This is a genomic window from Corynebacterium gottingense, from assembly GCF_007559235.1.
Lineage (GTDB): Bacteria > Actinomycetota > Actinomycetes > Mycobacteriales > Mycobacteriaceae > Corynebacterium > Corynebacterium gottingense.
Window position 1 is genome coordinate 51,236 of record NZ_VMHH01000004.1, and the last position, 20,536, is coordinate 71,771.

Here is a 20,536-nt window from a genome sequence, read left to right on the forward strand (position 1 = left end):
ACCCAAAATGAACCGCTTGGTCTACACTTCGGGGAAACTTCCCCTCGCTGCACGGATGCGTCGCACGGAGGGGCCGCGACGACAAGAAAGGTACCGCGATGACCTCTGGGTTCTCCACAGATTCAATTCACGCTGGGTACGAGCCTGACAGCCTGTACGGACCGATCAATGCGCCGATCTACGCCTCCACCACATTCGCGCAGGACGGGTTGGCCAAGCTCCGCGGCGGGTACGAGTACACGCGCGTGGGTAACCCGACCGTGACCGCGCTGGAGAAGACCGTCGCCGCGCTGGAGGGGGCGGACTACGGCGTGGCGTTCGCCTCCGGAATGGCGGCGATTGACTCCCTACTGCGCATCCTGCTCAAGCCCGGGGACCACATCGTCATCGGGAACGACGCCTACGGCGGCACCTACCGCCTCATCCAACAGGTCTTCACGCTGTGGGGCGTGGAGAACTCGGTGGTGGACATTACGGACACCGACGCGGTCACTGCGGCGATCCAGCCCAACACCAAGGTGATTTGGGTGGAGACTCCGACGAACCCGCTGCTAAACATCGCGGACATCACGGCAATCAGTAGGTCCAAAGGTGCAGCAACCCTCGTCGTAGACAACACGTTCGCCTCTCCTTACCTGCAAAAGCCATTCGAGCTGGGCGCGGACGTGGTGCTGCACTCCACCACCAAGTACATCGGTGGCCACTCTGACGTCGTTGGCGGCATCGTGTGTGGCAAGGATGCGAAGCTGGAGGAGGACCTGCGCTTCTTCTTTGGCTGGGTCGGCGCGATCCCGTCACCGTTTGATACCTACCTCACCGCCCGTGGTCTGAAGACGCTTGCGGTGCGCATGGACCGCCACTGCGATAATGCCGAGGCGGTCGCCGATTTCCTCCAGCGCCAGGACTGTGTGGCCAAGGTCCACTACCCGGGGCTTGCCTCGCACCCCAACCACGAGGTGGCGAAGCGCCAGATGACGCGCTTCGGCGGCATGGTGTCTGTCGAATTCCAGACCGAGGAGCAGGCGAAGGCATTTTGCTTGTCCACGAAGCTGTTCTGCCTCGCAGAATCGCTCGGTGGAGTAGAGAGTCTGGTCGAGCACCCGGCGACCATGACACACCTGGCGGTCAACGGGTCGGCGCTCGAGGTCCCGCCGGAGCTGGTTCGCATCTCGGTGGGCATCGAGGACGTGGACGATCTCATCGCCGACCTCGAGCAAGCCGTGGCGGCGTTGTAAGCCGGACGCTAGGAAGCTCGGTGCGGCGAGTTCGCCTGGTGCCCTCGTTATACCTTCGGGTGCATAAATTGCATCGAGGTTGAACCCCTAATAAGGGGGTAATTTCGAGGCTTTTCATGCATGGCATGTATGTTCGGTCGGATTGTACCTTTTGGGGGTGATTGGGGGAGGTGTACACCCCGTTTAGGTGTGTGCTGCCAGGGTCGGAAAGGGTGACGTTCGTCCAGGTTTAGACCATTGGTTTGATAACAACTGTCGGACGGGCATGTCGAAAGAATGCAGGGTAACTGCATCCTTTGTTGATTAACGTTGATCGAAGAGAAATTTACACAGCAGTTTTCAACAATTTTGACGGCCGCGTGTAAGTGAACGTAAATCTACGGCCGAGTTGCTCGTCTTGGGAGTTTTCCCTTGCGCGAGGGAGGGCGAGGGAAGGTATCTATGGCGACGAAACCGGCGTATCTCCGTATCGCGGAGACGCTGCGCACCAGGATTGAGTCTCACGAACTCAAGCCCGGTGACAAGCTCCCACCCGAGCGCGAGCTGGTCGACCAGTTCCACGTCGCCCGGATGACAGTGCGGCACGCGCTTGATGTGTTGCAGCTGGAAGGCATCATTGAGCGCAAGCGCGGCCGAGCCGGGGGCACGTTTGTGCGCGCGCTGCCGCCCGTCGTGGACCTCAACGGGTCGACCGGGTTGGCGGCGCAGCTGGAGGAGAAAGGGGTGGACATCGTCTCCAAACTGCTGTTTTCCGGACGCATCACCCCTCCTCGGGTCGTTGCCGCGGCCTTTGGGGACGCCGGAACCGACGCCGAGCTCGGCGACGGGGCCAGCGACGGGGCCAGCGACAAGGTGTATGCGGAGGAGCGTGTGCACTACGCCGACGGGGCCCCGGCGTTTTCGGAGACACTCTACGTGCGCCCAGGATACGAGGAAGGCTACGCCGTGAGCAGCCTGACTTTGACGGCGGACAGGCGGCCGGAGGCGGCAACTCTGCGCGAGGACGTGGTCACCCCCGGCGTGGCTACAGATGTGGAGCGCGGTCGGCTCCAGATGGCGGCGAATGCGCCACTGCAGCGCGTGACCCGCAAGCTGTACGAGGGGAGCCTCGTCGTCGCCTACGCCACCATCGTCGTCCGGCCGGACGTGGCGCAGCTCCGCACGGTCACGCGCTTCTAGCGCCGCGCCTTAGCAGCCCTCGCCAGCGCCTACAGTGCCTTCAGCGCCTTCAGCGTCTGCAGCGCGGTTGCGCACGGCGCGCGCAACTCGGTCCTGGCCCTCGGCGAGGATGCGCTTGAGGCCGGCGGGCACGGAGGCGTCGTCAAGCAATGCGTCCGCCTTGCGCACGGCCTCTTCGGAGATCGCCCAGGTCGGGTACATGCCCTCGAGGGTGCGCTGCGCCATCTCATTGGTCAGACGGTCCCACAGCGCCGGCGCGACGCGGAAGTACTCGTCGGTGAACGCGTCGAGCTCGTCACCGTTGAACTTCAGCCCGTCCATGAGGTAGCGCGCCTCCAGGTTGGTCAGGTCCTCGTTGACCAGCGTGTCCCATGCCCATCGCTTCTCGACGGTCGCGCGGCACCGCAGCCGCGAAATCACACCTTCGGACGAGGTGTCCTCTTCCTTATCCGCGTCCTCGAGCGGCGCCTCGCCGGCGGCGATGAGGCTGGTCAGGGCCAGCCAGCGCACCTCCTGATTGTCCGAGCGCTCGAGCAGCTGCTTGAGGTAGTCCACCGTCTCCGGCGTCGGGGCGAGGCGGGCAAGTGCGCGGTCGAAAATTGCGGCCGGCTCGGCGCCGCGGAAGGCGTCGTTGAGCAGGCGGAAGCCCTCGGCCTGCCAGGCGGGGTCGACGTACTGCTTGACCGCCAGGGTGGCCTGGGCGAGCAGGCGCTCCTGCACGCTCGGCTGGTCCTCGGCGGCGCCGTGCTTGGCCACCAGGCGGACGAACTCGCGGGCAGGGAGCTGGCCGTCGCGCACGGACTCCCACAGCGACGACCACACGAGGGTGCGCGCCAGCGGGTCGGTGATCTCACCCAGGTGGTCCAGGGCGAAGCGCTGGTGCGCGGGGGTCAGGCCCATCTTGCAGTAGGTGAGGTCTTCGTCGTTGACCAGAGCCAGGTCGTGGTCGACTCCGGCGAGCTCCGGCACCTCGGTGCGCGCACCGTCGACGTCGAGGGTGACGTGGTGGGTGCGGGTGACGGAGCCGTCGATAAGCGAATAGAGCCCCACGGTAACCCGGTGGGTGCGCATGACGTCGGATTCCTGCACGACGGCGAAGGAACCCTCGGTGATTTCCGGGCGCAGCGCGGAGACACCGGTGGTGCGCAGCCACTGCTCGGACCAGCTGGACAGGTCGCGGCCCGAGGACTTCTCCAGCGCGGAGAGCAGGTCAGCGAAGGTGGCGTTGGCGTGGGCGTGGTTGGTGAAGTGCTCGTGGACGCCGGCGAAGAACTCGTCGCGGCCGACGTAGGCCTGCAGCTGCTTGAGTACCGACGCGCCCTTGGCGTAGGTGATGCCGTCGAAATTCTGCTCCGCTGTCTCGATGTCGGGCGCGTCCGCCGCGATCGGGTGCGTGGTAGGCAGCTGATCCTGCTGGTAGGCCCACGCCTTCTCCACGGCGGCGAAAGTGGTCCAGGCGTCCGGGTACTCGCCGATCTCGGTCTGCGCGATGGCGGCGGACCAGGTGGCGAAGGACTCGTTGAGCCACAGGTCGTCCCACCACTGCATGGTGACCAGGTCGCCGAACCACATGTGCGCCATCTCGTGCAGGATGGTGTCGTTGCGCCGCTCCAGGCGGTACGGGGTGGGCTCGGAGGTGAACACGTACTCGTCGCGGAAGGTCACCGCGCCGGCGTTTTCCATCGCGCCCATGTTGTACTCGGGGCAGAAGATTTGGTCGTACTTGCCAAAGGGGTAGGCCACGCCGAAGTTCTTGTGGTAGTAGGCGAAGCCGTCCTTGGTCTGGCGGAACAGGCGGTCGGCGTCCAGGTGCTCCATGAGGGAGGCGCGGGCGTAGATGCCCAGGGGGATCTCGCCGTGCTCGTCGGAGTAGGTGTCGGTGACGTGCTCGTACTCGCCGGCGATCACGGCGATGAGGTAGGTGGACAGGGGGTAGTCCACGGTGGCGGACCAGGTGTTGCCCTCGCGCGTGGTCGGCGCATTGAGGACCACGGTGTAGGACTCCGGTGCGGTCACCGCGATGTGGTAGGTGGCCTTGATGTCCGGCTGGTCGAAGCAGGCGAAGACCTTCATCGCCATCGCGGGCTCGAACTGGGTGTAGAGGTAGTCCTTGTTGTCCACCGGGTCGGTGAATTTATGCAGGCCCTCGCCGGTGCGGTTGTAGGTGATGGTGGCGTCGACGCTGAGGGTGTGTTGGCCGTCGGTAAGCGAAAGCTCGCGGCCCTCGACGGGCGAGCCGTCCAGGGTGGCCGTGAACGAGTCCGCGACCAGGTCGAAGGAAGTTTCGCCGGCACGGGAATCGAAGGTGACCGTGGTGCGCGAGCGGAACTGCTCGGCGCCAGTAACGTCGAGCTCGATGGAGTAGTGGACGTTGGAAATGAGGGCGGCGCGGTGCTGCGCGTCGGCCCGAGTCAGATTTGTTTTCATGGCCCCAACATACTCGGACGCACGAAGTGGCTACTGTGGGGGCCAACCGCTCACACGAAGGAGAATGTAATGACCCAACAAGTCACTTTTTGGTTCGATGTTTCTTGCCCATTTTGCTGGCTGACCTCCCGCTGGATCAAGGAGGTCGAGCAGGTGCGCGACATCGAGGTCGAGTGGGTGCCGATGTCCCTGAGCGTGCTCAATGACGGCCGCGACCTCTCGGAGACCTACGCCCGCATGATGGAGGCGAACTGGGGCCCGGCCCGCGTGTTCACCAAGGTGAAGGACGAATTCCCCGACAAGATCGACGAGCTGTACACGATGATGGGCACGCTCGTGCACACCGAGGGCCAGGGCGGCAAGCAAGGCTTTGGCGGATACGACGAGATCATCGGCGTGGCCCTCGACGCGGTCGGTCTGCCGCCGCAGCTGGCGGATGTGGCCAACTCCGAGGTCGTCGACGACCAGCTGCGCGCCTACCACCAGCAGGCCATGGACAACGTCGGCGACGAGGTCGGCACGCCCGTGGTCAAGCTCGGCGACACCGCCTTCTTCGGCCCAGTGATCACCCGCGTGCCCAAGGGCGAGGAGGCGGGCAAGCTTTTCGACGCCTCCGTGTCCCTCGCCTCCTTCCCCTACTTCTTCGAGCTGAAGCGCTCGCGCACCGAGGACCCGCAGGTCCGCGAACAGGCGTAGGGGCCCTAACCGGGCCGGGCGGCAGGTAGGCTTGTGCGCATGCGAATTTACCTTGGAGCAGACCACGCTGGTTTCGAGCGAAAGAACCAGATCAAAGCCCACCTGGAGCACGCAGGCCACGAGGTCATCGATTGCGGCGCCCACGAGTACGACGCCGCCGATGACTACCCGGCGTTTTGCATCGCCGCCGCTGAAGCAGTGGTGGCGAACCCGGGCTCGCTCGGCATCGTGCTGGGCGGCTCCGGCAACGGCGAGCAGATCGCCGCGAACAAGGTGAAGGGCGCGCGCTGCGCCCTGGCCTGGTCCGAGGAGACGGCGAAGCTGGCGCGCGAGCACAACAACGCCCAGCTCATCGGCATCGGTGGGCGCATGCACACCGAGGAGGAGGCGCTGAAGATCGTCGACGCCTTCGTCGCCCAGCCATGGAGCGAGGAGGAGCGCCACCAGCGCCGCATTGACATCCTGGCGAAGTACGAAGAGACCGGTGTGGCTCCGGAGGTGCCGGGTAACCCAGCGCAATCCTAAAATCCCGGTTACGCTTCTGTGCATGAGCGCACAGCCCGAGCACTACATCATTACGCAGGGCGGGGCCGCATGCCCCGTGATCATCCACGTCCCGCACTCCTCGCGCGAGATCCCCGAGGAGGTGGCCGCTGACTTCGTCGCCACCGACGCGCAGCTGGCGCAGGAGCTCGACCGCGTGACGGACGACGGCACGCTTGAGCTCGCCACCGCCGCCCGCGAGCAGTCCGGGGTGGACGCGTGGATGATCGTGAACAACCTGTCGCGACTGGTGGCGGACCCGGGGCGGTTCTCCAACGAGCGCGACTCGATGGACGCCTCAGGCCGCGGCGCCGTCTACATGAAGCTTGGCGACGGCAACCTGCTGCGCCCCGCGGGCTTTGACACCACCGAACTGCGCGCGAAGTACTACGAGCCCTACGCAGAGGCCGTCACCGAGCTCACCCGCGGTCGCCTGGACGCCCTCGACGGCGCGGTGATCGTGGACGTGCACTCCTACTCCAACCAGCCCGACGAGTACCAGATCCACCCCGGCACGCTGCTGCCGGACATCTGCATCGGCACCCACTCGATCCATACCCCGGCGCTGCTTGCGGACGTGACCGACCGCGAGTTCACCGCCGCCGGGTTCAACGTGGAGCGCAATACCCCGTTCACCGGCGTGTACATCCCCGTCGAGTTCACCCAGAACATGAAGGTGCTGGGCGTGATGATCGAGGTGCGCAAGGACATCCTGAGCAGTGAGCGGGCGGCCGACGTCGCGGCGGCGCTGGCCAAGGTGATCCGCCACGCGGAGGAGATCGCGCAATCCGAGGTCGGCCGCCCGCTCTAGACCGAGCTACCGCGGCGGCGCAGGAACGCCGAGTGCCCGGGCCATCCGCGCAAACGCATCGCGCTCCAACGCGCCAGAGCCGGCGGGGATACTCGCCCACAGGTCCACGCCCGTGACCACGGGCAGCTCCTCAAGGTTGAGCCGCGTCGCCAGATCCGGCTCCGCGGGCAGCATGCCGCCGATAAGCCCGGCGACGCGCACACCGCGGCGCGTCGCCTCGCGCACCGTCAGTTCCGCGGCGTTGAGGCTGCCCAAGCCCAGCGAGGTCACGACAACGATGGGTGCGTCCAGCTCGGCGGCGATGTCGGCGATGGTGTAGTCGTCCGCAAGCCGCACCAGCAGGCCGCCCGCGCCCTCCACGAGAGTGACGCCGCGGCCGCCGTCCTCGGCGTCGAGCGCCCGGATCCAATCGCAGACCTCGCCCAGCGGCGGGACCTGCATGCCGGCGCGCCGGGCCGACAAGTTGGGGGCGAGCGGCTCGGGGAAGCGGACGTACTCGTGCGTGGCCACGCCGGTGAGACGGTCGACCGTGTTGGCGTCGCCGGAGCCGTCCGGTTCTCCGGTCTGCAAGGGTTTGGCCACGCGCACGGCCGTCCCGTCCGCCTGCCACGCCGATGCGAGCGCCGCGGTGGCGATGGTTTTGCCCACGTCAGTGTTTGTACCGGTGACGACAACAATCATTGGTCCTGCTCCTGTGTATCTTTGTGTGCGGCTGCGGCCGCTTCAGCCGCAGCGACCACGGCCCGACCAATCTGCCGGACCTGGTCCTCGGTGCATACAAACGGCGGCATGGTGTAGATGTTGCGCCCGAACGGCCTGATCCACACGCCGTGATCGACCGCGGCCTGCGTGGTGGCGGCCATGTCCACGTCGAACGCCATCTCCACCACGCCGATTGCGCCGAGAACCCGCACGTCGGCGACGCCGGCAATGTCGCGCGCGGGCGCAAGTGCCTGGGTAAGCCAGGTTTCGATGTTGCGGGTCTGCTCGCGCCAGTCGCCCTCGGCGATAATGTCGGTCGCCTCGGCTGCCACGGCGCAGGCAAGCGGGTTGCCCATAAACGTGGGCCCGTGCATGATCGCCGACGGCTCCATGCCGGCCGCGACCTCGTCGGTGGTGAGCACCGCGGCGAGCGTCATGAACCCGCCCGTGATCGCCTTGCCCACGCACAAGATGTCGGGGACCACGCCGTTGTCCAGGGTGGTGAACAGTTGGCCGGTGCGCCCGAAACCGGTGGCGATTTCGTCGGCAAGCAACAGCACCCCGTGCTTCGTGCACAGCTCGCGCACGCCGCGGACCAACTCGGCGTCGTGGAAGCGCATGCCGCCTGCTCCCTGCACCACAGGCTCGATGACCACGGCGGCGACGTCGTCGTCCATGAGCTGCTCAAACTCGGCAAGGTACGCGGCGCGCTCGTCCTCGCTCGCCCCGCGCACGGGTGGGGCGGGGGCGAAACGCTGCTCGGCGAGCACGCCCTGCCACATCGAGTGCATGCCACCGTCGGGATCGCACACGCTCATCGCGGCGAACGTGTCGCCGTGGTAGCCGGAGCGCCACGTGAGCAGGCGGTTGCGCTCCGGGTGTCCGGTGCCGCGGGCGTACTGCAGCGCCATCTTGATGGCCACCTCCACGGAGACCGAGCCCGAGTCCGCGAGGAAGACGCGGCTGTAGTTTGGTCCGTCGGCGCCGCCGGTAAGCGCCAACAGGTTGTGAGTCAGGCGCGCTGCCGGTTCGTGGGTGAGCCCGCCGAACATGACGTGCGACATGCGGTCGATCTGTTCGTGGGCGGCGCGGACCAGGCGGGGGTGCCCGTGGCCGTGGGCTGCGGCCCACCAGGACGACATGGCGTCGATAAGCGTGCGCCCGTCGGCGAGCTCGAGGAAGACGCCGCTGGTGCGGGCGACGGGCAGGTTGCCTGAGCCGGGCGCGGCGTAGGGGTGCCAGATGTGCGCGGTGTCGATCGCGGTGATCTCGTCGGGCGTCATTGGGGCCTTTCATTGGTGCAGCTGGTGGCGATATTGAACACTGTACAAGGCGGGGTGTAGGTTGGGTCACATGACCTACTTTTCGGTGCGCATGCGCGCGAGCTCCAACGGTCGGCACATCTCTGGCGCAGAACGCATCGTGCCCGCAGAGCACGTGTCGGCCACCTGCGGGCAGCTTGCGCAGCGCGCGTTGGACCACCCAAAGGGGGTGGCGGCCGAGACACACCTCACGGTGGAGGCGCTCGACCCCGATGCGATCCGGCGCGTCCCCGCGCTCGCCGTGGAGGTGGCGGAGTGCGCCAACCCAGGTGAGGCGCAGCAGGTGATCCGCGCGCTGCTCGCGCCGCTGACCCCGCACGCCGACGCCCTGGTCCGCGACACGTTCGCCGCACGGGACATGCGCGGCGCCATGCTCGTGTGCGCGGGCGCCGGCGCGCGGCTGGAACCCGACCACGAGCGCGGCGTACGCGTGAGCCACGTCGATGGCGCAGCTGCAGTCGACACCACGGCCGCGCCCGGCAAGGACGCCGCCCGTGAGGCGCTCGTCCTCAGCAGCAAGGTCGCCGCACACCCCGACGTGCTCGCGGAGCTGTGCATCTCCGATGACCCCGACTACACCACCGGCTACGTCGCCCACGCCGGCACGTACACGCGCATCCCCAACATCAAGCCGGTCGGCTCGCCCGCGGGTGCGCGCGCCTTCCTCGTCCGCGAGGGCGCCGACATCGCCGCGCTCTTCCGCTACCTGGAGCGAGAACCGGTGTTGGTGCGCGTTCCGTCGCAGGAGGACGCGCAGTGACCCCCGGCCAGCCACCGCGGGCCGAGACGCTTGCCGACGTCGCCGCTGCCAACCTCGACGACTGGCGCGCCCGTGGCCTGTGGCGCAGCCCGTCCGTCTTCGCCACCGCCCAGCGCGCCGAGGCGAGCCTCCGGGACGGGGCACACCGCACCGACGCGGTCCTGTTCAGCTCCTCGAACTACCTTGGGTTCGCCGAGGATCCGCGCCTGGCTGAAGCCGCTATCGCCGCGATCCGGACCTTTGGTGCGGGCTCGGGCGGCTCCCGCCTCACCACCGGCACCAACGAGCTCCACCTGGCCGTCGAGGCCGCGTGCGCGCGCCTGACCGGCTACGACGATGCAGTACTTTTCGCCACCGGCTACCAGGCCAACGTGTCCACCCTCCAAGCCCTCGCCGCCGCGTGCGCGAGCGCGGGCGGCCTCACGATCGTCTCGGACGCGCGCAACCACGCCAGTATCATCGACGGCTGCCGCCTAGCCAAAGCCAGCGGCGCCGAGGTCCGCGTCACCCCGCATCGCGACGTCGGGGCCGTCGCCCGCGCCCTGTCCCAGCGCACGACCGCCCACGCGCTCGTGGTCACCGACGGCCTGTTCTCCATGGACGGCGTCTGCGCGCCGCTGCCCGCACTGCTCGAGGTCTGCCGGGAGCACGGCGCCTGGAGCATGCTTGACGACGCCCACGCCATCGGCACCATCGGCGCCACCGGCCGCGGCCTCCCCGAGTACTTCGGTGTGCGCCCCGACATCCAGCTCATGACCGCCAGCAAGGCGCTCGGAGCGGAGGGCGCCGCCGTGGCGACCAACGCGCCGGTTGCCCAACTCCTGCGCCAGCAAGCGCGCTCCTTCGTCTTTTCTACTTCACCGGCGCCGGCGACCTGCGCAGCGATCACCGCCGCGGTCGAGGTCCTCGAATCCGACCCAAGGCCGGTGCAGCGCCTGCACGCCAACATCGCCCGCTGGTACGCCAACCGCGGCGAAGGCGCGATCGATCCCGCGGGCGCCGGCCCCATCATCCCGGTCCACGTGGGCGAGGAGGACGCCGCGATGCGGGCGTCTGCTCAGCTGCTCGAGCGCGGGTTTATCGTGCCCGCCATCCGTTGGCCCACCGTGGCCCGCGGGCAGGCGATCCTGCGCGTTACCCTTATGGCGACGCACACGCCAGCGCAGATCGACGCCCTGTGCGCCGAGCTCGCGGCGCTGGGAATTGAAGGCTACATGTCCGCGTAGTGCGCGGGGTGCGGCCCGAATCGGCCGAACTCCTCCTCGTCAAGCGCAATCATGGCGGCCATCTCGTCGTGGCTGAGCTCGAAGTCGAAGATGTTCAGGTTCTCCGCCATGCGCTCCGGCGAGTTGGTCTTGGGGAAGACGATCACCCGGTTCTGCAGGTGCCAGCGCAGCACCACCTGGGCGGGCGTCTTCCCGTGCGCCTCGGCGGCGTCGGTGATCTCCGGGTAGTCGGAAAGGTCCAGGTTGCCGCCGCCCAGCGGCGCCCACCCCTCGATGGCCACCCCGTGTACCCGCATCGCGTCGAGCTCCTTCCACCGCTGGAACAGCGGGTGCAGCTCGACCTGGTTGACCGCCGGGGTGACGTCGGTGGCCATCTCCAGGTCGTGGATGTGGCCGGGGAGGAAGTTCGAGACGCCGATGGAGGTGGTCAACCCCTGCTCGCGCAGCTGGACCATGGATTTCCACGCGTCCACGTAGGCACCCTGCGACGGGACCGGCCAGTGGATCAGGTACAGGTCCACGTGGTCCAACCCCAGGCGCTCGAGGGACTCGGACAGCGCCGCGTCGGCGTCGCGGTGCCGGTCGTTCCACAGTTTCGTGGTCACGTACAGCTCGTCGCGGGGCACGCCGGAGGCGGCAATAGCGCGGCCAACGCCCTCCTCGTTGTGGTAGATGAAGGCGGTGTCCAGGTGCCTGTACCCGGCCTCAAGCGCGGCGAGGGTGAGTTCCTCAGCGAGGGCCGGGTCGACGCGGTGCAGCCCGTACCCGAGTTGGGGGATCAGGGTGCCGTCGTTGAGTTTGAGCTCGGGAATCGTTTCCGTCATGGCCGACATCGTAGTCGGACGGGGTGACGGGGGCGTCGATAAGCGACTGCCCCTAGCGCTGCGTCACGTTGCCAGTGCGTGCAGCGATGGGCGCGACGAACATTGGCCGGGCGAGCGCCCAACCGCCCGCGATGACCGCGATGGCGATGACGAAGAGGATCGTGCCCGTCCACCCGGTCGGGTCATCGGTGGCGGCGAACATCGCGTTGAGGTTGCCGCGCACGCCTGTGGTGAATACGAGCGCGACGTGGATGATCACGAACAGGACGAAGAACAGCATGGTGGGGAAGTGGAGCGCGCGAGCCACGCGCATGGAAATGAAGTTCCACTGCCTCGGCCACAGCGGGCTCATGCGCGCACCCGAGATGATCGCCAGCGGCGACGCCACGAACACCACCAGGAAATACGACAGCTCCTGCAGGGAGTTGTAAAACACCCACGGGTTCTCGTTCGGCCAATCCAGGCTCAGGTATTGGATGCCCGCCGACACCGCGTTGGGGAAGGTCTCCCAGCTCGTGGGCACGATGCGCACCCACTGGCCCGTGGTGAACAGAAGGACATAAAAGATCGCGCCAAGCACGACCCACGCCACGTCCAGTACGACGTGCAGCCACAGGTTCACCGAAATCTTCTCGCGCGGCCTGCTCCGCGGCGCCCAGTACGCCTCCGGCTTCTTCTCGCGACGCTGCGTCAGACCAGTCTTGATGATCATGGCCATGAGGAACATGTTGAAGAAGTGCGACCACGTCAGCCACGCGGGGAAGCCCTCCGGCGCGCTTTCCGGCAGCGGCTGCGCGCCGCTGTAGCGCGCAATGAAGTCCGCGCCCGTGTCCGTCCCGACGAACCAGCGCGCAGCCAGCACACCAATCGCCGCAAGCACGACGAGGATACCGCCCCACAGCCAGGGCTTGGTGTTGTGAGGAGTGCTTTTCGACGCCTCTGTGCCACCCCCCGCACGCTTCGCCGTCGACCCGGCGGCAGCGCCTGGTGTTGCGAGTGCGGCCGGTGTTGCGGGTGCCGCCGGGGCGACGTGCGCTGCCGACTCTGCCGGCTCTGCGGCCGGAGAGTGATCCGCCTCCGGTGCCGGTGCTTCCGCCTGTGCGGAAAATTTTGGCGCTGGGACCTGGGCGGTTTCTGCTGCGGGCCAGGGTTGGCCGCCCGGGGTGCGGGGCAGGCCGCGGCGCAACGGAACGGTGACGTACTCTGCGGCCGGAGAGTGATCCGCCTCCGGTGCCGGTGCTTCCGCCTGTGCGGGAATTTTCGGCGCTGGGACCTGGGCGGTTTCCGCTGCGGGCCAGGGTTGGCCGCCCGGGGTGCGGGGCAGCCCGCGGCGCAGTGGGACGGTGACGTACTCTGCGGCCGCAGAGTGAGCTTTGTTCGGTGCCGGGTCTTCCGCCTGCGCGGAATGTGCCGCAGCGCCGCCCTTGGGCTCCGGCACCTCCGCAACCTCCACCGGCGGCCACGGTGCCCCGCCGGAAACGCGGGGCAGGCCCTGACGTACGGGTACCTGCATAGAGCGCCTACTTTCTGGACTCGATCTCGGAGATGATCTCGGGCACCACATCGAAGAGGTCGCCGATGATGCCAAAGTCGGCGATCTCAAAGATGGGGGCGTCTTCGTCATTGTTGATGGCAACGATGGTGCCGGAGGTCTGCATGCCCACCAGGTGCTGCACGGCGCCGGAGATGCCCACGCCGATGTACAGCTTCGGGGACACCAGCACACCGGTCTGACCGATCTGCGCCTCGTAGGGGACTTGGTCCTCGTCCACCGCGGAGCGGGTCGCTCCGACGGCGGCGCCCAGGGCGTCCGCGAGGCCGCCGACGAGCTCCTCGAACATGTCGGCGTCGCCAAGCGAGACGCCGCCGGCGACGACCTTGTCCGCCGTGGTCAGCTCGGGGCGGGAGGAGGTGCGCTCCACCGGGGTCGACTCGACGACTTCGGCAACGCGGCGCTCGTGTGCGTCGCCGGTCACCTCGATGACCTCCGCGTTCGTGGCTTCCGCGCGCGTATCGACGCTGCCCAGACGCAGCGTGACCACCGGCGCGGAGTGGGTGGCGGCAGCGACGGCGGTGAACGCGCCGCCGTAGTTGGAGTGGTCGGTGACGATTCCCTGGTCGTCGCGGCGGACGTTCGTAGCGTCGGTGAGCAGCGCGCGTCCGGCGCGGATGGCCACGCGGGCGGCCAGGTCGCGGCCGCGCACGTCGTGGGCAGTGAGAATAGCCTGGGGGTTGAACGTATCGATGGCGGCCACGGTGGCGTCGATAAGCGAAAGCTCCGAGGTCGCGACCTTGGTCGCCCCGAGACCGCCGAGGACCTCCGCGTGGTCGGCGCTGCGGGCGAGGACAACCGGGGTGCCGAGCGTGCTGGCGGCACCGATGAGCTCTGCGGCTGCGGGGTCGGGCTGGCCGTCGAGCGTGTCGGGCAGGACGACGAGAACCGGATCTGTGGTGGTCATGGTGGGCTCCTAACTAGATAAGGTTCTGAGACTCGAGGAAATCGACCAGCTTGGCGGCGGACGAGCTCGACGCGTCGATGATCTCGCCCTGCTCGCGCGGCGGGCGGCGGTCAATGCTCACCATGATGGCGCGGGCCGGAGTGTAATCCTCGGCGTCAACCCCAAGGTCATCGAGCGCGAGCGTGGTGAGCTCTTTCTTCTTCGCCGCCATGAGGCCCTTGAAGTTGGGGAAGCGTGCGTCCGCGAACTCGTCGGAGACCGCGACGACTGCGGGCAGCTGCGCGCGCAGCGTCGACGTCGCGTGATCGCCCGCCTGCGTCGCGGTGACGGTGTCACCGTCCACGTCGAGAGAGGTGAGATTGGTCAGCGCGGGCCAGTTCAGCAGCTCGCCCAGCATCGGGGCGATCACACCCGAGCCGCCGTCCGAGCTCATCGTGCCCGCAACGACGAGGTCGTAGTCGCCGCGCTCGATCAGCTTTGCCAGCACCGTCGCCGTCATCGTCGTGTCCGCGCCGACGAGGCGGTCATCCGTCACCATCGTCGCTTCCTGCGCGCCCATCGCGATCCCCCGGCGCACGGACTCCGCCGCCTGTGCGGGACCGACCGAAAGGACCTCGACCTGAACGTCATCTTTCCCCAGCTTCTCCGCAATGCGCAGCGCGGCCTCCACCGCGCGCTCGCCAACCTCGTCGGCGGCGACGTCCCCCGAGCGGTCGGTGAGACCGGTCTCCAGGTTCATGTCGCGGTCGCTGTAGGTGTCCGGGACTTCTTTCAGCAACACTGCAATGCGCACTGCGGCTCCTTATATATAGGGCGGTTGAACGTCAAGCAGTTTATCGCACACAGCTCACTGGTCGGGCAGGGCTTTGGCTATCTGCGTGTTAGTCCCCGCCACCGCCGTCGCCGCCTCCGTCACCGCCGTCTCCGCCGAAGAAGCCGCCGAACCAGCCGCCCCCGCCACTGTCACCGTCACTTCCGTCGTCGCCGCGCCCCTGTTTGTCGTCGACGTCGAACCAGCCGCCCCTGCTTTCGTTGTCAAAGTTGGCGTTGCCGGAGGATGGGGTGCTCGACCAGTCGTCACTGCCACCTCCGCTGCCAGATGCGGACTCCATCTTCTTGCGGGGATCTTCCTCGGCCTCCGCGTACACGGAGGAGGAGAGCGCCGCAGCACCCGCGGCCCACGTGCCCGCAACGAGCGCCGGCTTCCACCACGGATCGGAGTACCAGCCGGCCGGCACCGGGCGACCCGCGACCGCGCCGCCGGGGTAAAAGTGCGGAGTGCTTACCGACGGCATGGGCGACGCCAGTAGCGTCGGCCCGTCCTCCTGCCGGATCATCCGTTCTTCGCCCACTCTCCCCGCCTCGAGTTGGCCCCGGAGCTTCGGGAGGGGCGACTCCGTCGCCATGCCCATGATCTCGCGTGCGGCGTTGAGGTAGTGCATGCCCTCCAGCGCCGCGTTGCGGGCGGCGCGCACCTCGTCAGGTGCTTGGGCGTACGCGAGTGCATTTTGCGCCGCGTCGTGCCGCTCGTTTGCGTCCGCCAGCGCCTGTCGGGACGCCTCGTCCTTTCCCGTGAGTCCTGACAACTGCGTGCCGAGGTGGTCCGTCCAGCGTTTTGCATCGGACACTGCGGTGTCGAAAAGCACGCGCTCGCGCGGGTCGTTGCCACTGCGGTTCACGATGAAGGCGCACAGTGCGATGCCGACGAACAAGAAAACAAACGGCCACAACACGAACGTCACATCCTTGGGGAGGTCGAGGTTTGTCACCACCGAGAGTATGTGCGCCGGGATGATCGCGCAGCAGCGTATGCGGCTCGGGTTTGGTTTCGCTGAGGCCCTGCGCTACACTTTCCACAGCGATTTCGCGCTGATTTCGCGTTTTGGGAATGTCGTATAGTGGCTAATACCTCAGCCTTCCAAGCTGAAGACGCGGGTTCGATTCCCGTCATTCCCTCCACTTTCTCCCGGTGAAACCGGTCGTGCGGGGCGCCGCCCATCAACGCTCGAGCACCCTCACCTCGCGTTGGTTCACCCCGGAAGATGATCCGGAGTATTCCACCTTTTCCACGTGTGTGCGAAGCTCTGCGCCCGGGTCGAGCTCGGTCCCAGACTCAATTCCGTTTCCGCAGGCGTTGATCTCTTCCGGCTCGAACCATTCGACGGAGGAGCTTCCGTCCGTAAAGATGAGTCCGATGCCGGTGCGAGTTTCCCACGCGTTCGGGTTGCGGTTGATGCTGAAGAAGTCTTGCTTGTCAAAGCCGAGCGCCGCGGCCTGCGACGCGTCGTGGTAGGGGCACCACGCGTACGCCCGATCGACGGTTTTGCCGGTCGACTCGCGGGCGACGTCTGCGAGGGTGAATGGGGCGTCGTGAAGCAGGTGCTCCCGCAAGCCCTGGCTGGGCGCGCACGCAGCGAGGGGGAGTAGTGCAACGAGCGCGACAGTGCGTTTCATGGGTGTCTCCTTTTTGTTTTGCCATAATAATTGCTTGTCGACGCCACCGCACCCGGTTTAACGGGGCCTTAATTCCATATCGCGTACGCTGCACGCTACAATTGCTTGGCGTGAGTTGGTAGGGTGCCCCACCATCCTGCTTTACCGCAGCTCATGCCGTAAAAATTGCGGGGCGTGGCGCAGCTTGGTAGCGCACCTGCTTTGGGAGCAGGGGGTCGCAGGTTCAAATCCTGTCGCCCCGACAAGAGCAAGCCCGCTCCTCGTGAGCGGGCTTGCTGCACATACGAATCTCTTTTTCAATCAACTAGTACAGGAGTTACTTCGTGAAGACTTCCGTCGATAAGCTCAGTGAGACTCGCGTCAAGCTGAACGTGAGCGTCCCCTTCGACGAGCTCGGTAAGGAAATTGACCAGGCTTACAAGTCCATTGCACAGCAGGTCAACATCCCGGGCTTCCGTCGTGGCAAGGCTCCGCGCCAGCTTATCGACGCGCGCTTTGGCCGCGGCCCCATCCTCGAGCAGGTTGTCAACGACATGGTGCCGCAGCGCTACGAGCAGGCCATCGCGGAGAACGAGCTGACCCCGCTGGCCCAGCCGGAGCTGGAGATCACCAAGATCGAGGACAACGACGTCGTCGAGTTCACCGCTGAGGTCGACGTCCGCCCGGAGATCACCGTGCCGGACTTCTCCAAGATCGCTGTGACCGTCCCGGCCATCAAGGTCGACGACGAGGCCGTCGAGGCAGAGCTGGACAACCTGCGCTCCCGCTTCGGCGAGCTCAAGGACACCAAGCGCAAGATGAAGACCGATGACTTTGCCATCATCGACCTCGAGGCAACCGTCAACGGCGAGAAGCTCGAGGACGCTTCCTCCGAGGGCCTGACCTACCAGATCGGCAGCGACGACCTGGTCAAGGGGCTGGACACCACGCTGCGCGGCATGAAGACCGGCGAGGACGCCGAGTTCACCGCCACCATTGAGCAGGGCGAGCACAAGGGCGAGGAGGCCACCTTCAAGGTCCACGTCCAGCAGTCCAAGGAGCGTAAGCTCCCCGAGCTTGACGACGATTTCGTGCAGGAAGCTTCCGCATACGACACCGTCGACGAGCTGCGCGAGGCTACCAAGTCCCAGCTGGAAGAGGACACCAAGACGAAGCAGGCTGCGGACATCCGCGACGAGGTCCTCAAGGCCGCGCTCTCCGAGTCCACCTTCGAGCTGCCGGACTCCGTCGTTGAGGAGCAGGCGCACAACCAGCTGCACCAGCTGCTCGGCCAGATGGCGCACGACGAGAACGCGCTGGCTCAGCTGCTCGAGGCACAGGGCACCACTCGCGAGGAGTTTGACAAGCAGACCCGCGAGCAGGCAGAGGAGTCTGTGCGCACCCAGCTGTTCCTCGACGCCGTCGCTGAAGAGGAGAAGCCGGAGGTCTCCCAGGAGGAGCTCACCGACCACATCCTGTTCACCGCGCAGTCCTACGGCATGGACCCGAACCAGTTCGTGGCCCAGCTGCAGCAGTCCGGCCAGATTGGCAACCTGTTCGCAGACGTGCGCCGCGGCAAGGCCCTCGCCGCAGCCATCTGCCGCACCTCCGTCACCGACGAGGACGGCAACACGATCGACCCGAACGAGTACTTCGGCGAGATCGAGGATGAGGACGAGGCTGCAGAGTCCAACGAGTCCGCTGAGGCGACCGAAGAGAAGTAAGCGGTCACGGGGGCGTCGATACGCTGCCCCTGCCCAGTGAAGCCACTGCCCCACGCGCGGGCGGTGGCTTTTTTCGTGCGCGGGCGGCGCGAATCGGAGGGCGCGTACGCCGGTAGCGAACAGGGTCCACATTGCGCGCGGCCCCGAGTAGGGTAGGGGCATTGACTCAACGGAAACGAAGGATTAAAGGAGCGTCATATGACATCCCCAGCTAACGGCATGAATCTCGGAGACTCCGTCTACGAGCGCCTGCTGCGTGAGCGCATCATCTTCCTCGGTCAGCAGGTTGATGATGAGATTGCGAACAAGCTTTGCGCGCAGATCCTGCTGCTGTCCGCGGAGGACCCCACGCGCGACATTTCGCTGTACATTAACTCTCCCGGCGGCTCCGTGACGGCCGGCATGGCGATCTATGACACGATGAAGTACGCGCCGTGCGACGTGGCTACGTACGGCATGGGCCTCGCCGCGTCGATGGGCCAGTTCCTGCTCTCCGGTGGGACGAAGGGCAAGCGCTACGCGCTGCCGCACGCCCGCATCATGATGCACCAGCCGTCCGCGGGCGTCGGCGGCACCGCAGCGGACATCGCGATCCAGGCGGAGCAGTTCGCGCAGACCAAGCGTGAGATGGCTGAGCTCATCGCCGAGCACACCGGCCAGACCTTCGAGCAGATCACCAAGGACTCGGACCGTGACCGCTGGTTCACCGCCCAGCAGGCGTTGGAGTACGGCATCGTCGACCACGTCATTGAGAACGTTGCGCAGACCGACGGCCCAGTTGGTAACTAACCCGGAACACCCTCAACGCAAAGGACTGAACTTATGACTTTCCAGATGCCGAACTCCCGCTACGTCCTGCCGCAGTTCCTGGAGGAAACCTCCTTTGGTACCAAGCAGATCGACCCGTACGGCAAGCTCTTTGAAGAGCGCATCGTCTTCCTGGGCACCCAGGTGGATGACACCTCCGCCAACGACATCATGGCGCAGCTGCTGGTCCTCGAGTCGCAGGACCCGGACCGCGACATCACCATGTACATCAACTCGCCGGGCGGCTCGTTCACCGCACTGATGGCGATTTACGACACGATGCAGTACGTCCGCCCCGATGTGCAGACCGTCTGCCTCGGTCAGGCCGCGTCCGCAGCTGCCGTGATCCTCGCGGCCGGCGCCCCGGGCAAGCGCGCTGCGCTGCCCAACTCCCGCGTGCTCATCCACCAGCCGGCCACCCAGGGCACTCAGGGGCAGGTCTCTGACCTGGAGATCCAGGCCAACGAGATCGAGCGCATGCGCCGCCTCATGGAGGACACGCTGGCCCGTCACACGGGCCGCACCGCGGAGCAGGTCCGCGAGGACACCGACCGCGACAAGATCCTCACCGCCCAGGAATCGGTGGAGTACGGGATCATCGACCAGGTCTTTGACTACCGCAAGCTCAACGCGTAACGCTTCCCGCGCTACACACAACAACGCCACCCGGCAGTGAACCGGGTGGCGTTGTTTGCGCGCGGACTATCCCGTTTTACGCGCAGAACGGCACAGCGTTCTTCACGGCCTCAGGCGCTTGCGCAAACGGCTCGCGGGCCCAGCACACGCCGTTCTCGTTCGACCCAGTCGGGTCCACGCTGGTCCAGGTGCCGCCCTCGGAAGTCCAGAAGTACTCCTGCTCGTTTTCAGGCGTGATGGTGCGCGCCCAGGTGCCGTCGCAGAACGTGCTGTACTCCTGGTTGCCGCTGCCCTCGCCCTGCGCCGGCCACGCGCACCCATTCGAGCCGTCATCCACCGGCACCGTCTCAGTGATCACCTGCTCTTCCACCTCGTCTTTTGCGGCTCGGCGGGTGCTGGTCTTGCGCGTGCTCGTCGACTTCTCGGAGGTCTTCTTCGTCGAGGTCTTCTTTTCCGAGCTGGACTTTTCAGAGGTCTTCGACGAGCTTGTCGACGACGACTTCGTCGTTTCCTCCTCGTCGTCCTCGTCCGCACTCGCGCTCTTCGATGTAGAGGTGGACGTGGATTTCGACGTCGTCGGCGACGCCGTCGTGCTCGTCGCCGGAAAGTCGATCACCGGCTCCGCCAGGCGAGCTTCGTCGCCCTCGGAAGACGAGCAACCCGCCAATACCGTTGCAGCAACGAGTGCTGCGAGAACAGACTGGGTACGGGTGCGTTTCACGAGCAGATCCTTTCCGGCGACGATGAACGCT

The 20,536-nt window shown here is 66.5% G+C and carries 20 protein-coding genes and 2 tRNA genes; 12 read left to right on the forward strand and 10 right to left on the reverse strand.

The features are described 5' to 3' along the window. The first annotated feature begins 98 nt into the window (after window positions 1–98). Together FPH17_RS06350 and FPH17_RS06355 are read left to right on the forward strand one after the other, a co-directional pair. Window positions 99–1,235, forward strand: a complete 1,137-nt coding sequence (locus tag FPH17_RS06350; protein WP_154879244.1) for a cystathionine gamma-synthase — start codon at window positions 99–101, stop codon at window positions 1,233–1,235. A 441-nt stretch (window positions 1,236–1,676) separates the two neighbouring features. Further along, window positions 1,677–2,414, forward strand: coding sequence for a GntR family transcriptional regulator (locus tag FPH17_RS06355; protein ID WP_154879246.1), 738 nt, complete (start codon window positions 1,677–1,679; stop codon window positions 2,412–2,414). A gap of 9 nt (window positions 2,415–2,423) precedes the next feature. Here FPH17_RS06355 and pepN read toward each other — a convergent pair whose 3' ends face one another. Beyond that, window positions 2,424–4,841 carry an aminopeptidase N gene (gene pepN / locus FPH17_RS06360; RefSeq protein WP_154879248.1) on the reverse strand — a complete coding sequence of 806 codons (2,418 nt, stop codon included), beginning with the start codon at window positions 4,839–4,841 and terminating at the stop codon, window positions 2,424–2,426. A 69-nt stretch (window positions 4,842–4,910) separates the two neighbouring features. On the opposite strand from pepN, the gene FPH17_RS06365 reads away from it, so the two are divergent. From FPH17_RS06365 to FPH17_RS06375, 3 genes are read left to right on the forward strand one after another with little or no spacing between them, the layout of a single operon-like run. Beyond that, window positions 4,911–5,537 carry a mycothiol-dependent nitroreductase Rv2466c family protein gene (locus FPH17_RS06365; protein ID WP_095535388.1) on the forward strand — a complete coding sequence of 209 codons (627 nt, stop codon included), beginning with the start codon at window positions 4,911–4,913 and terminating at the stop codon, window positions 5,535–5,537. A gap of 39 nt (window positions 5,538–5,576) precedes the next feature. Further along, window positions 5,577–6,062, forward strand: a complete 486-nt coding sequence (locus FPH17_RS06370; protein ID WP_095275570.1) for a ribose-5-phosphate isomerase — start codon at window positions 5,577–5,579, stop codon at window positions 6,060–6,062. 22 nt (window positions 6,063–6,084) lie between these two features. Then, window positions 6,085–6,891 carry an N-formylglutamate amidohydrolase gene (locus tag FPH17_RS06375; protein WP_144717374.1) on the forward strand — a complete coding sequence of 269 codons (807 nt, stop codon included), beginning with the start codon at window positions 6,085–6,087 and terminating at the stop codon, window positions 6,889–6,891. 6 nt (window positions 6,892–6,897) lie between these two features. Here FPH17_RS06375 and bioD read toward each other — a convergent pair whose 3' ends face one another. Both bioD and FPH17_RS06385 read right to left on the reverse strand, forming a co-directional pair. Further along, a complete protein-coding gene (bioD, locus tag FPH17_RS06380) occupies window positions 6,898–7,572 on the reverse strand; it encodes a dethiobiotin synthase (protein WP_144717372.1) in 675 nt (224 codons plus the stop codon). Continuing rightward, window positions 7,569–8,876 (reverse strand): adenosylmethionine--8-amino-7-oxononanoate transaminase, encoded by a 1,308-nt coding sequence (locus FPH17_RS06385; RefSeq protein ID WP_154879250.1) that lies wholly within the window; start codon window positions 8,874–8,876, stop codon window positions 7,569–7,571. Before FPH17_RS06385 ends, bioD begins: the two co-directional genes overlap by 4 nt. A 70-nt stretch (window positions 8,877–8,946) precedes the next feature. Between FPH17_RS06385 and FPH17_RS06390 the strand changes: the two genes are divergently transcribed. After that, complete coding sequence (locus tag FPH17_RS06390) at window positions 8,947–9,675, forward strand: 6-carboxyhexanoate--CoA ligase (RefSeq protein WP_154879252.1); 729 nt, start codon at window positions 8,947–8,949, stop codon at window positions 9,673–9,675. Then, window positions 9,672–10,901, forward strand: a complete 1,230-nt coding sequence (locus FPH17_RS06395) for an aminotransferase class I/II-fold pyridoxal phosphate-dependent enzyme (RefSeq protein ID WP_154879253.1) — start codon at window positions 9,672–9,674, stop codon at window positions 10,899–10,901. The genes FPH17_RS06390 and FPH17_RS06395 overlap by 4 nt, the downstream gene beginning before the upstream one ends. On the opposite strand, the gene FPH17_RS06400 is transcribed toward FPH17_RS06395, so the two are convergent. The 5 genes from FPH17_RS06400 to FPH17_RS06420 form a co-directional block, all read right to left on the reverse strand. Then, window positions 10,886–11,725: an aldo/keto reductase gene (locus FPH17_RS06400; protein WP_154879255.1), complete on the reverse strand. Its 840-nt coding sequence runs from the start codon at window positions 11,723–11,725 to the stop codon at window positions 10,886–10,888. The genes FPH17_RS06395 and FPH17_RS06400 overlap by 16 nt on opposite strands. A 52-nt stretch (window positions 11,726–11,777) precedes the next feature. After that, window positions 11,778–13,238 carry a cytochrome b/b6 domain-containing protein gene (locus tag FPH17_RS06405; protein ID WP_154879257.1) on the reverse strand — a complete coding sequence of 487 codons (1,461 nt, stop codon included), beginning with the start codon at window positions 13,236–13,238 and terminating at the stop codon, window positions 11,778–11,780. Window positions 13,239–13,245: 7 nt separating this feature from the next. After that, a complete protein-coding gene (locus FPH17_RS06410; protein WP_154879259.1) occupies window positions 13,246–14,184 on the reverse strand; it encodes an electron transfer flavoprotein subunit alpha/FixB family protein in 939 nt (312 codons plus the stop codon). A gap of 13 nt (window positions 14,185–14,197) precedes the next feature. Beyond that, window positions 14,198–14,977 (reverse strand): electron transfer flavoprotein subunit beta/FixA family protein, encoded by a 780-nt coding sequence (locus FPH17_RS06415; protein WP_154879261.1) that lies wholly within the window; start codon window positions 14,975–14,977, stop codon window positions 14,198–14,200. Between the two features lie 88 nt (window positions 14,978–15,065). Beyond that, window positions 15,066–15,953 (reverse strand): DUF1542 domain-containing protein, encoded by an 888-nt coding sequence (locus FPH17_RS06420; RefSeq protein WP_244288072.1) that lies wholly within the window; start codon window positions 15,951–15,953, stop codon window positions 15,066–15,068. Window positions 15,954–16,068: 115 nt separating this feature from the next. Between FPH17_RS06420 and FPH17_RS06425 the strand changes: the two genes are divergently transcribed. After that, window positions 16,069–16,143, forward strand: a tRNA-Gly gene (locus FPH17_RS06425). Between the two features lie 39 nt (window positions 16,144–16,182). Here the strand turns inward: FPH17_RS06425 and FPH17_RS06430 are convergent. Next, window positions 16,183–16,638, reverse strand: a complete 456-nt coding sequence (locus tag FPH17_RS06430; protein ID WP_154879263.1) for a hypothetical protein — start codon at window positions 16,636–16,638, stop codon at window positions 16,183–16,185. Between the two features lie 168 nt (window positions 16,639–16,806). Between FPH17_RS06430 and FPH17_RS06435 the strand changes: the two genes are divergently transcribed. The 4 genes from FPH17_RS06435 to FPH17_RS06450 all read left to right on the forward strand — a co-directional run bounded on the left by FPH17_RS06435 (window position 16,807) and on the right by FPH17_RS06450 (window position 19,784). Continuing rightward, window positions 16,807–16,880, forward strand: a tRNA-Pro gene (locus FPH17_RS06435). A gap of 81 nt (window positions 16,881–16,961) precedes the next feature. Beyond that, window positions 16,962–18,341, forward strand: a complete 1,380-nt coding sequence (gene tig / locus FPH17_RS06440; RefSeq protein WP_154879265.1) for a trigger factor — start codon at window positions 16,962–16,964, stop codon at window positions 18,339–18,341. 198 nt (window positions 18,342–18,539) lie between these two features. Continuing rightward, window positions 18,540–19,130 (forward strand): ATP-dependent Clp protease proteolytic subunit, encoded by a 591-nt coding sequence (locus tag FPH17_RS06445; RefSeq protein WP_095275432.1) that lies wholly within the window; start codon window positions 18,540–18,542, stop codon window positions 19,128–19,130. Window positions 19,131–19,163: 33 nt separating this feature from the next. After that, the gene (locus tag FPH17_RS06450) at window positions 19,164–19,784 is read left to right on the forward strand and encodes an ATP-dependent Clp protease proteolytic subunit (RefSeq protein WP_095275433.1); all 621 of its coding nucleotides are present in this window, start codon (window positions 19,164–19,166) and stop codon (window positions 19,782–19,784) included. A 76-nt stretch (window positions 19,785–19,860) separates the two neighbouring features. Here the strand turns inward: FPH17_RS06450 and FPH17_RS06455 are convergent, their stop codons facing one another. Continuing rightward, on the reverse strand, window positions 19,861–20,505 hold the full coding sequence (locus tag FPH17_RS06455) for a hypothetical protein (RefSeq protein ID WP_133064023.1): 645 nt from the start codon (window positions 20,503–20,505) through the stop codon (window positions 19,861–19,863). Window positions 20,506–20,536: the final 31 nt, after the last annotated feature.

What these genes read in the sequence shown, in the direction of transcription:
- FPH17_RS06350 (WP_154879244.1), top strand. Translation starts at nt 99, where the DNA reads ATGACCTCTGGGTTCTCCACAGATTCAATTCACGCTGGGTACGAGCCT.
- FPH17_RS06355 (WP_154879246.1), top strand. Translation starts at nt 1,677, where the DNA reads ATGGCGACGAAACCGGCGTATCTCCGTATCGCGGAGACGCTGCGCACC.
- pepN (WP_154879248.1), bottom strand. Translation starts at nt 4,841, where the DNA reads ATGAAAACAAATCTGACTCGGGCCGACGCGCAGCACCGCGCCGCCCTC.
- FPH17_RS06365 (WP_095535388.1), top strand. Translation starts at nt 4,911, where the DNA reads ATGACCCAACAAGTCACTTTTTGGTTCGATGTTTCTTGCCCATTTTGC.
- FPH17_RS06370 (WP_095275570.1), top strand. Translation starts at nt 5,577, where the DNA reads ATGCGAATTTACCTTGGAGCAGACCACGCTGGTTTCGAGCGAAAGAAC.
- FPH17_RS06375 (WP_144717374.1), top strand. Translation starts at nt 6,085, where the DNA reads ATGAGCGCACAGCCCGAGCACTACATCATTACGCAGGGCGGGGCCGCA.
- bioD (WP_144717372.1), bottom strand. Translation starts at nt 7,572, where the DNA reads ATGATTGTTGTCGTCACCGGTACAAACACTGACGTGGGCAAAACCATC.
- FPH17_RS06385 (WP_154879250.1), bottom strand. Translation starts at nt 8,876, where the DNA reads ATGACGCCCGACGAGATCACCGCGATCGACACCGCGCACATCTGGCAC.
- FPH17_RS06390 (WP_154879252.1), top strand. Translation starts at nt 8,947, where the DNA reads ATGACCTACTTTTCGGTGCGCATGCGCGCGAGCTCCAACGGTCGGCAC.
- FPH17_RS06400 (WP_154879255.1), bottom strand. Translation starts at nt 11,725, where the DNA reads ATGACGGAAACGATTCCCGAGCTCAAACTCAACGACGGCACCCTGATC.
- FPH17_RS06405 (WP_154879257.1), bottom strand. Translation starts at nt 13,238, where the DNA reads ATGCAGGTACCCGTACGTCAGGGCCTGCCCCGCGTTTCCGGCGGGGCA.
- FPH17_RS06410 (WP_154879259.1), bottom strand. Translation starts at nt 14,184, where the DNA reads ATGACCACCACAGATCCGGTTCTCGTCGTCCTGCCCGACACGCTCGAC.
- FPH17_RS06430 (WP_154879263.1), bottom strand. Translation starts at nt 16,638, where the DNA reads ATGAAACGCACTGTCGCGCTCGTTGCACTACTCCCCCTCGCTGCGTGC.
- FPH17_RS06445 (WP_095275432.1), top strand. Translation starts at nt 18,540, where the DNA reads ATGACATCCCCAGCTAACGGCATGAATCTCGGAGACTCCGTCTACGAG.
- FPH17_RS06450 (WP_095275433.1), top strand. Translation starts at nt 19,164, where the DNA reads ATGACTTTCCAGATGCCGAACTCCCGCTACGTCCTGCCGCAGTTCCTG.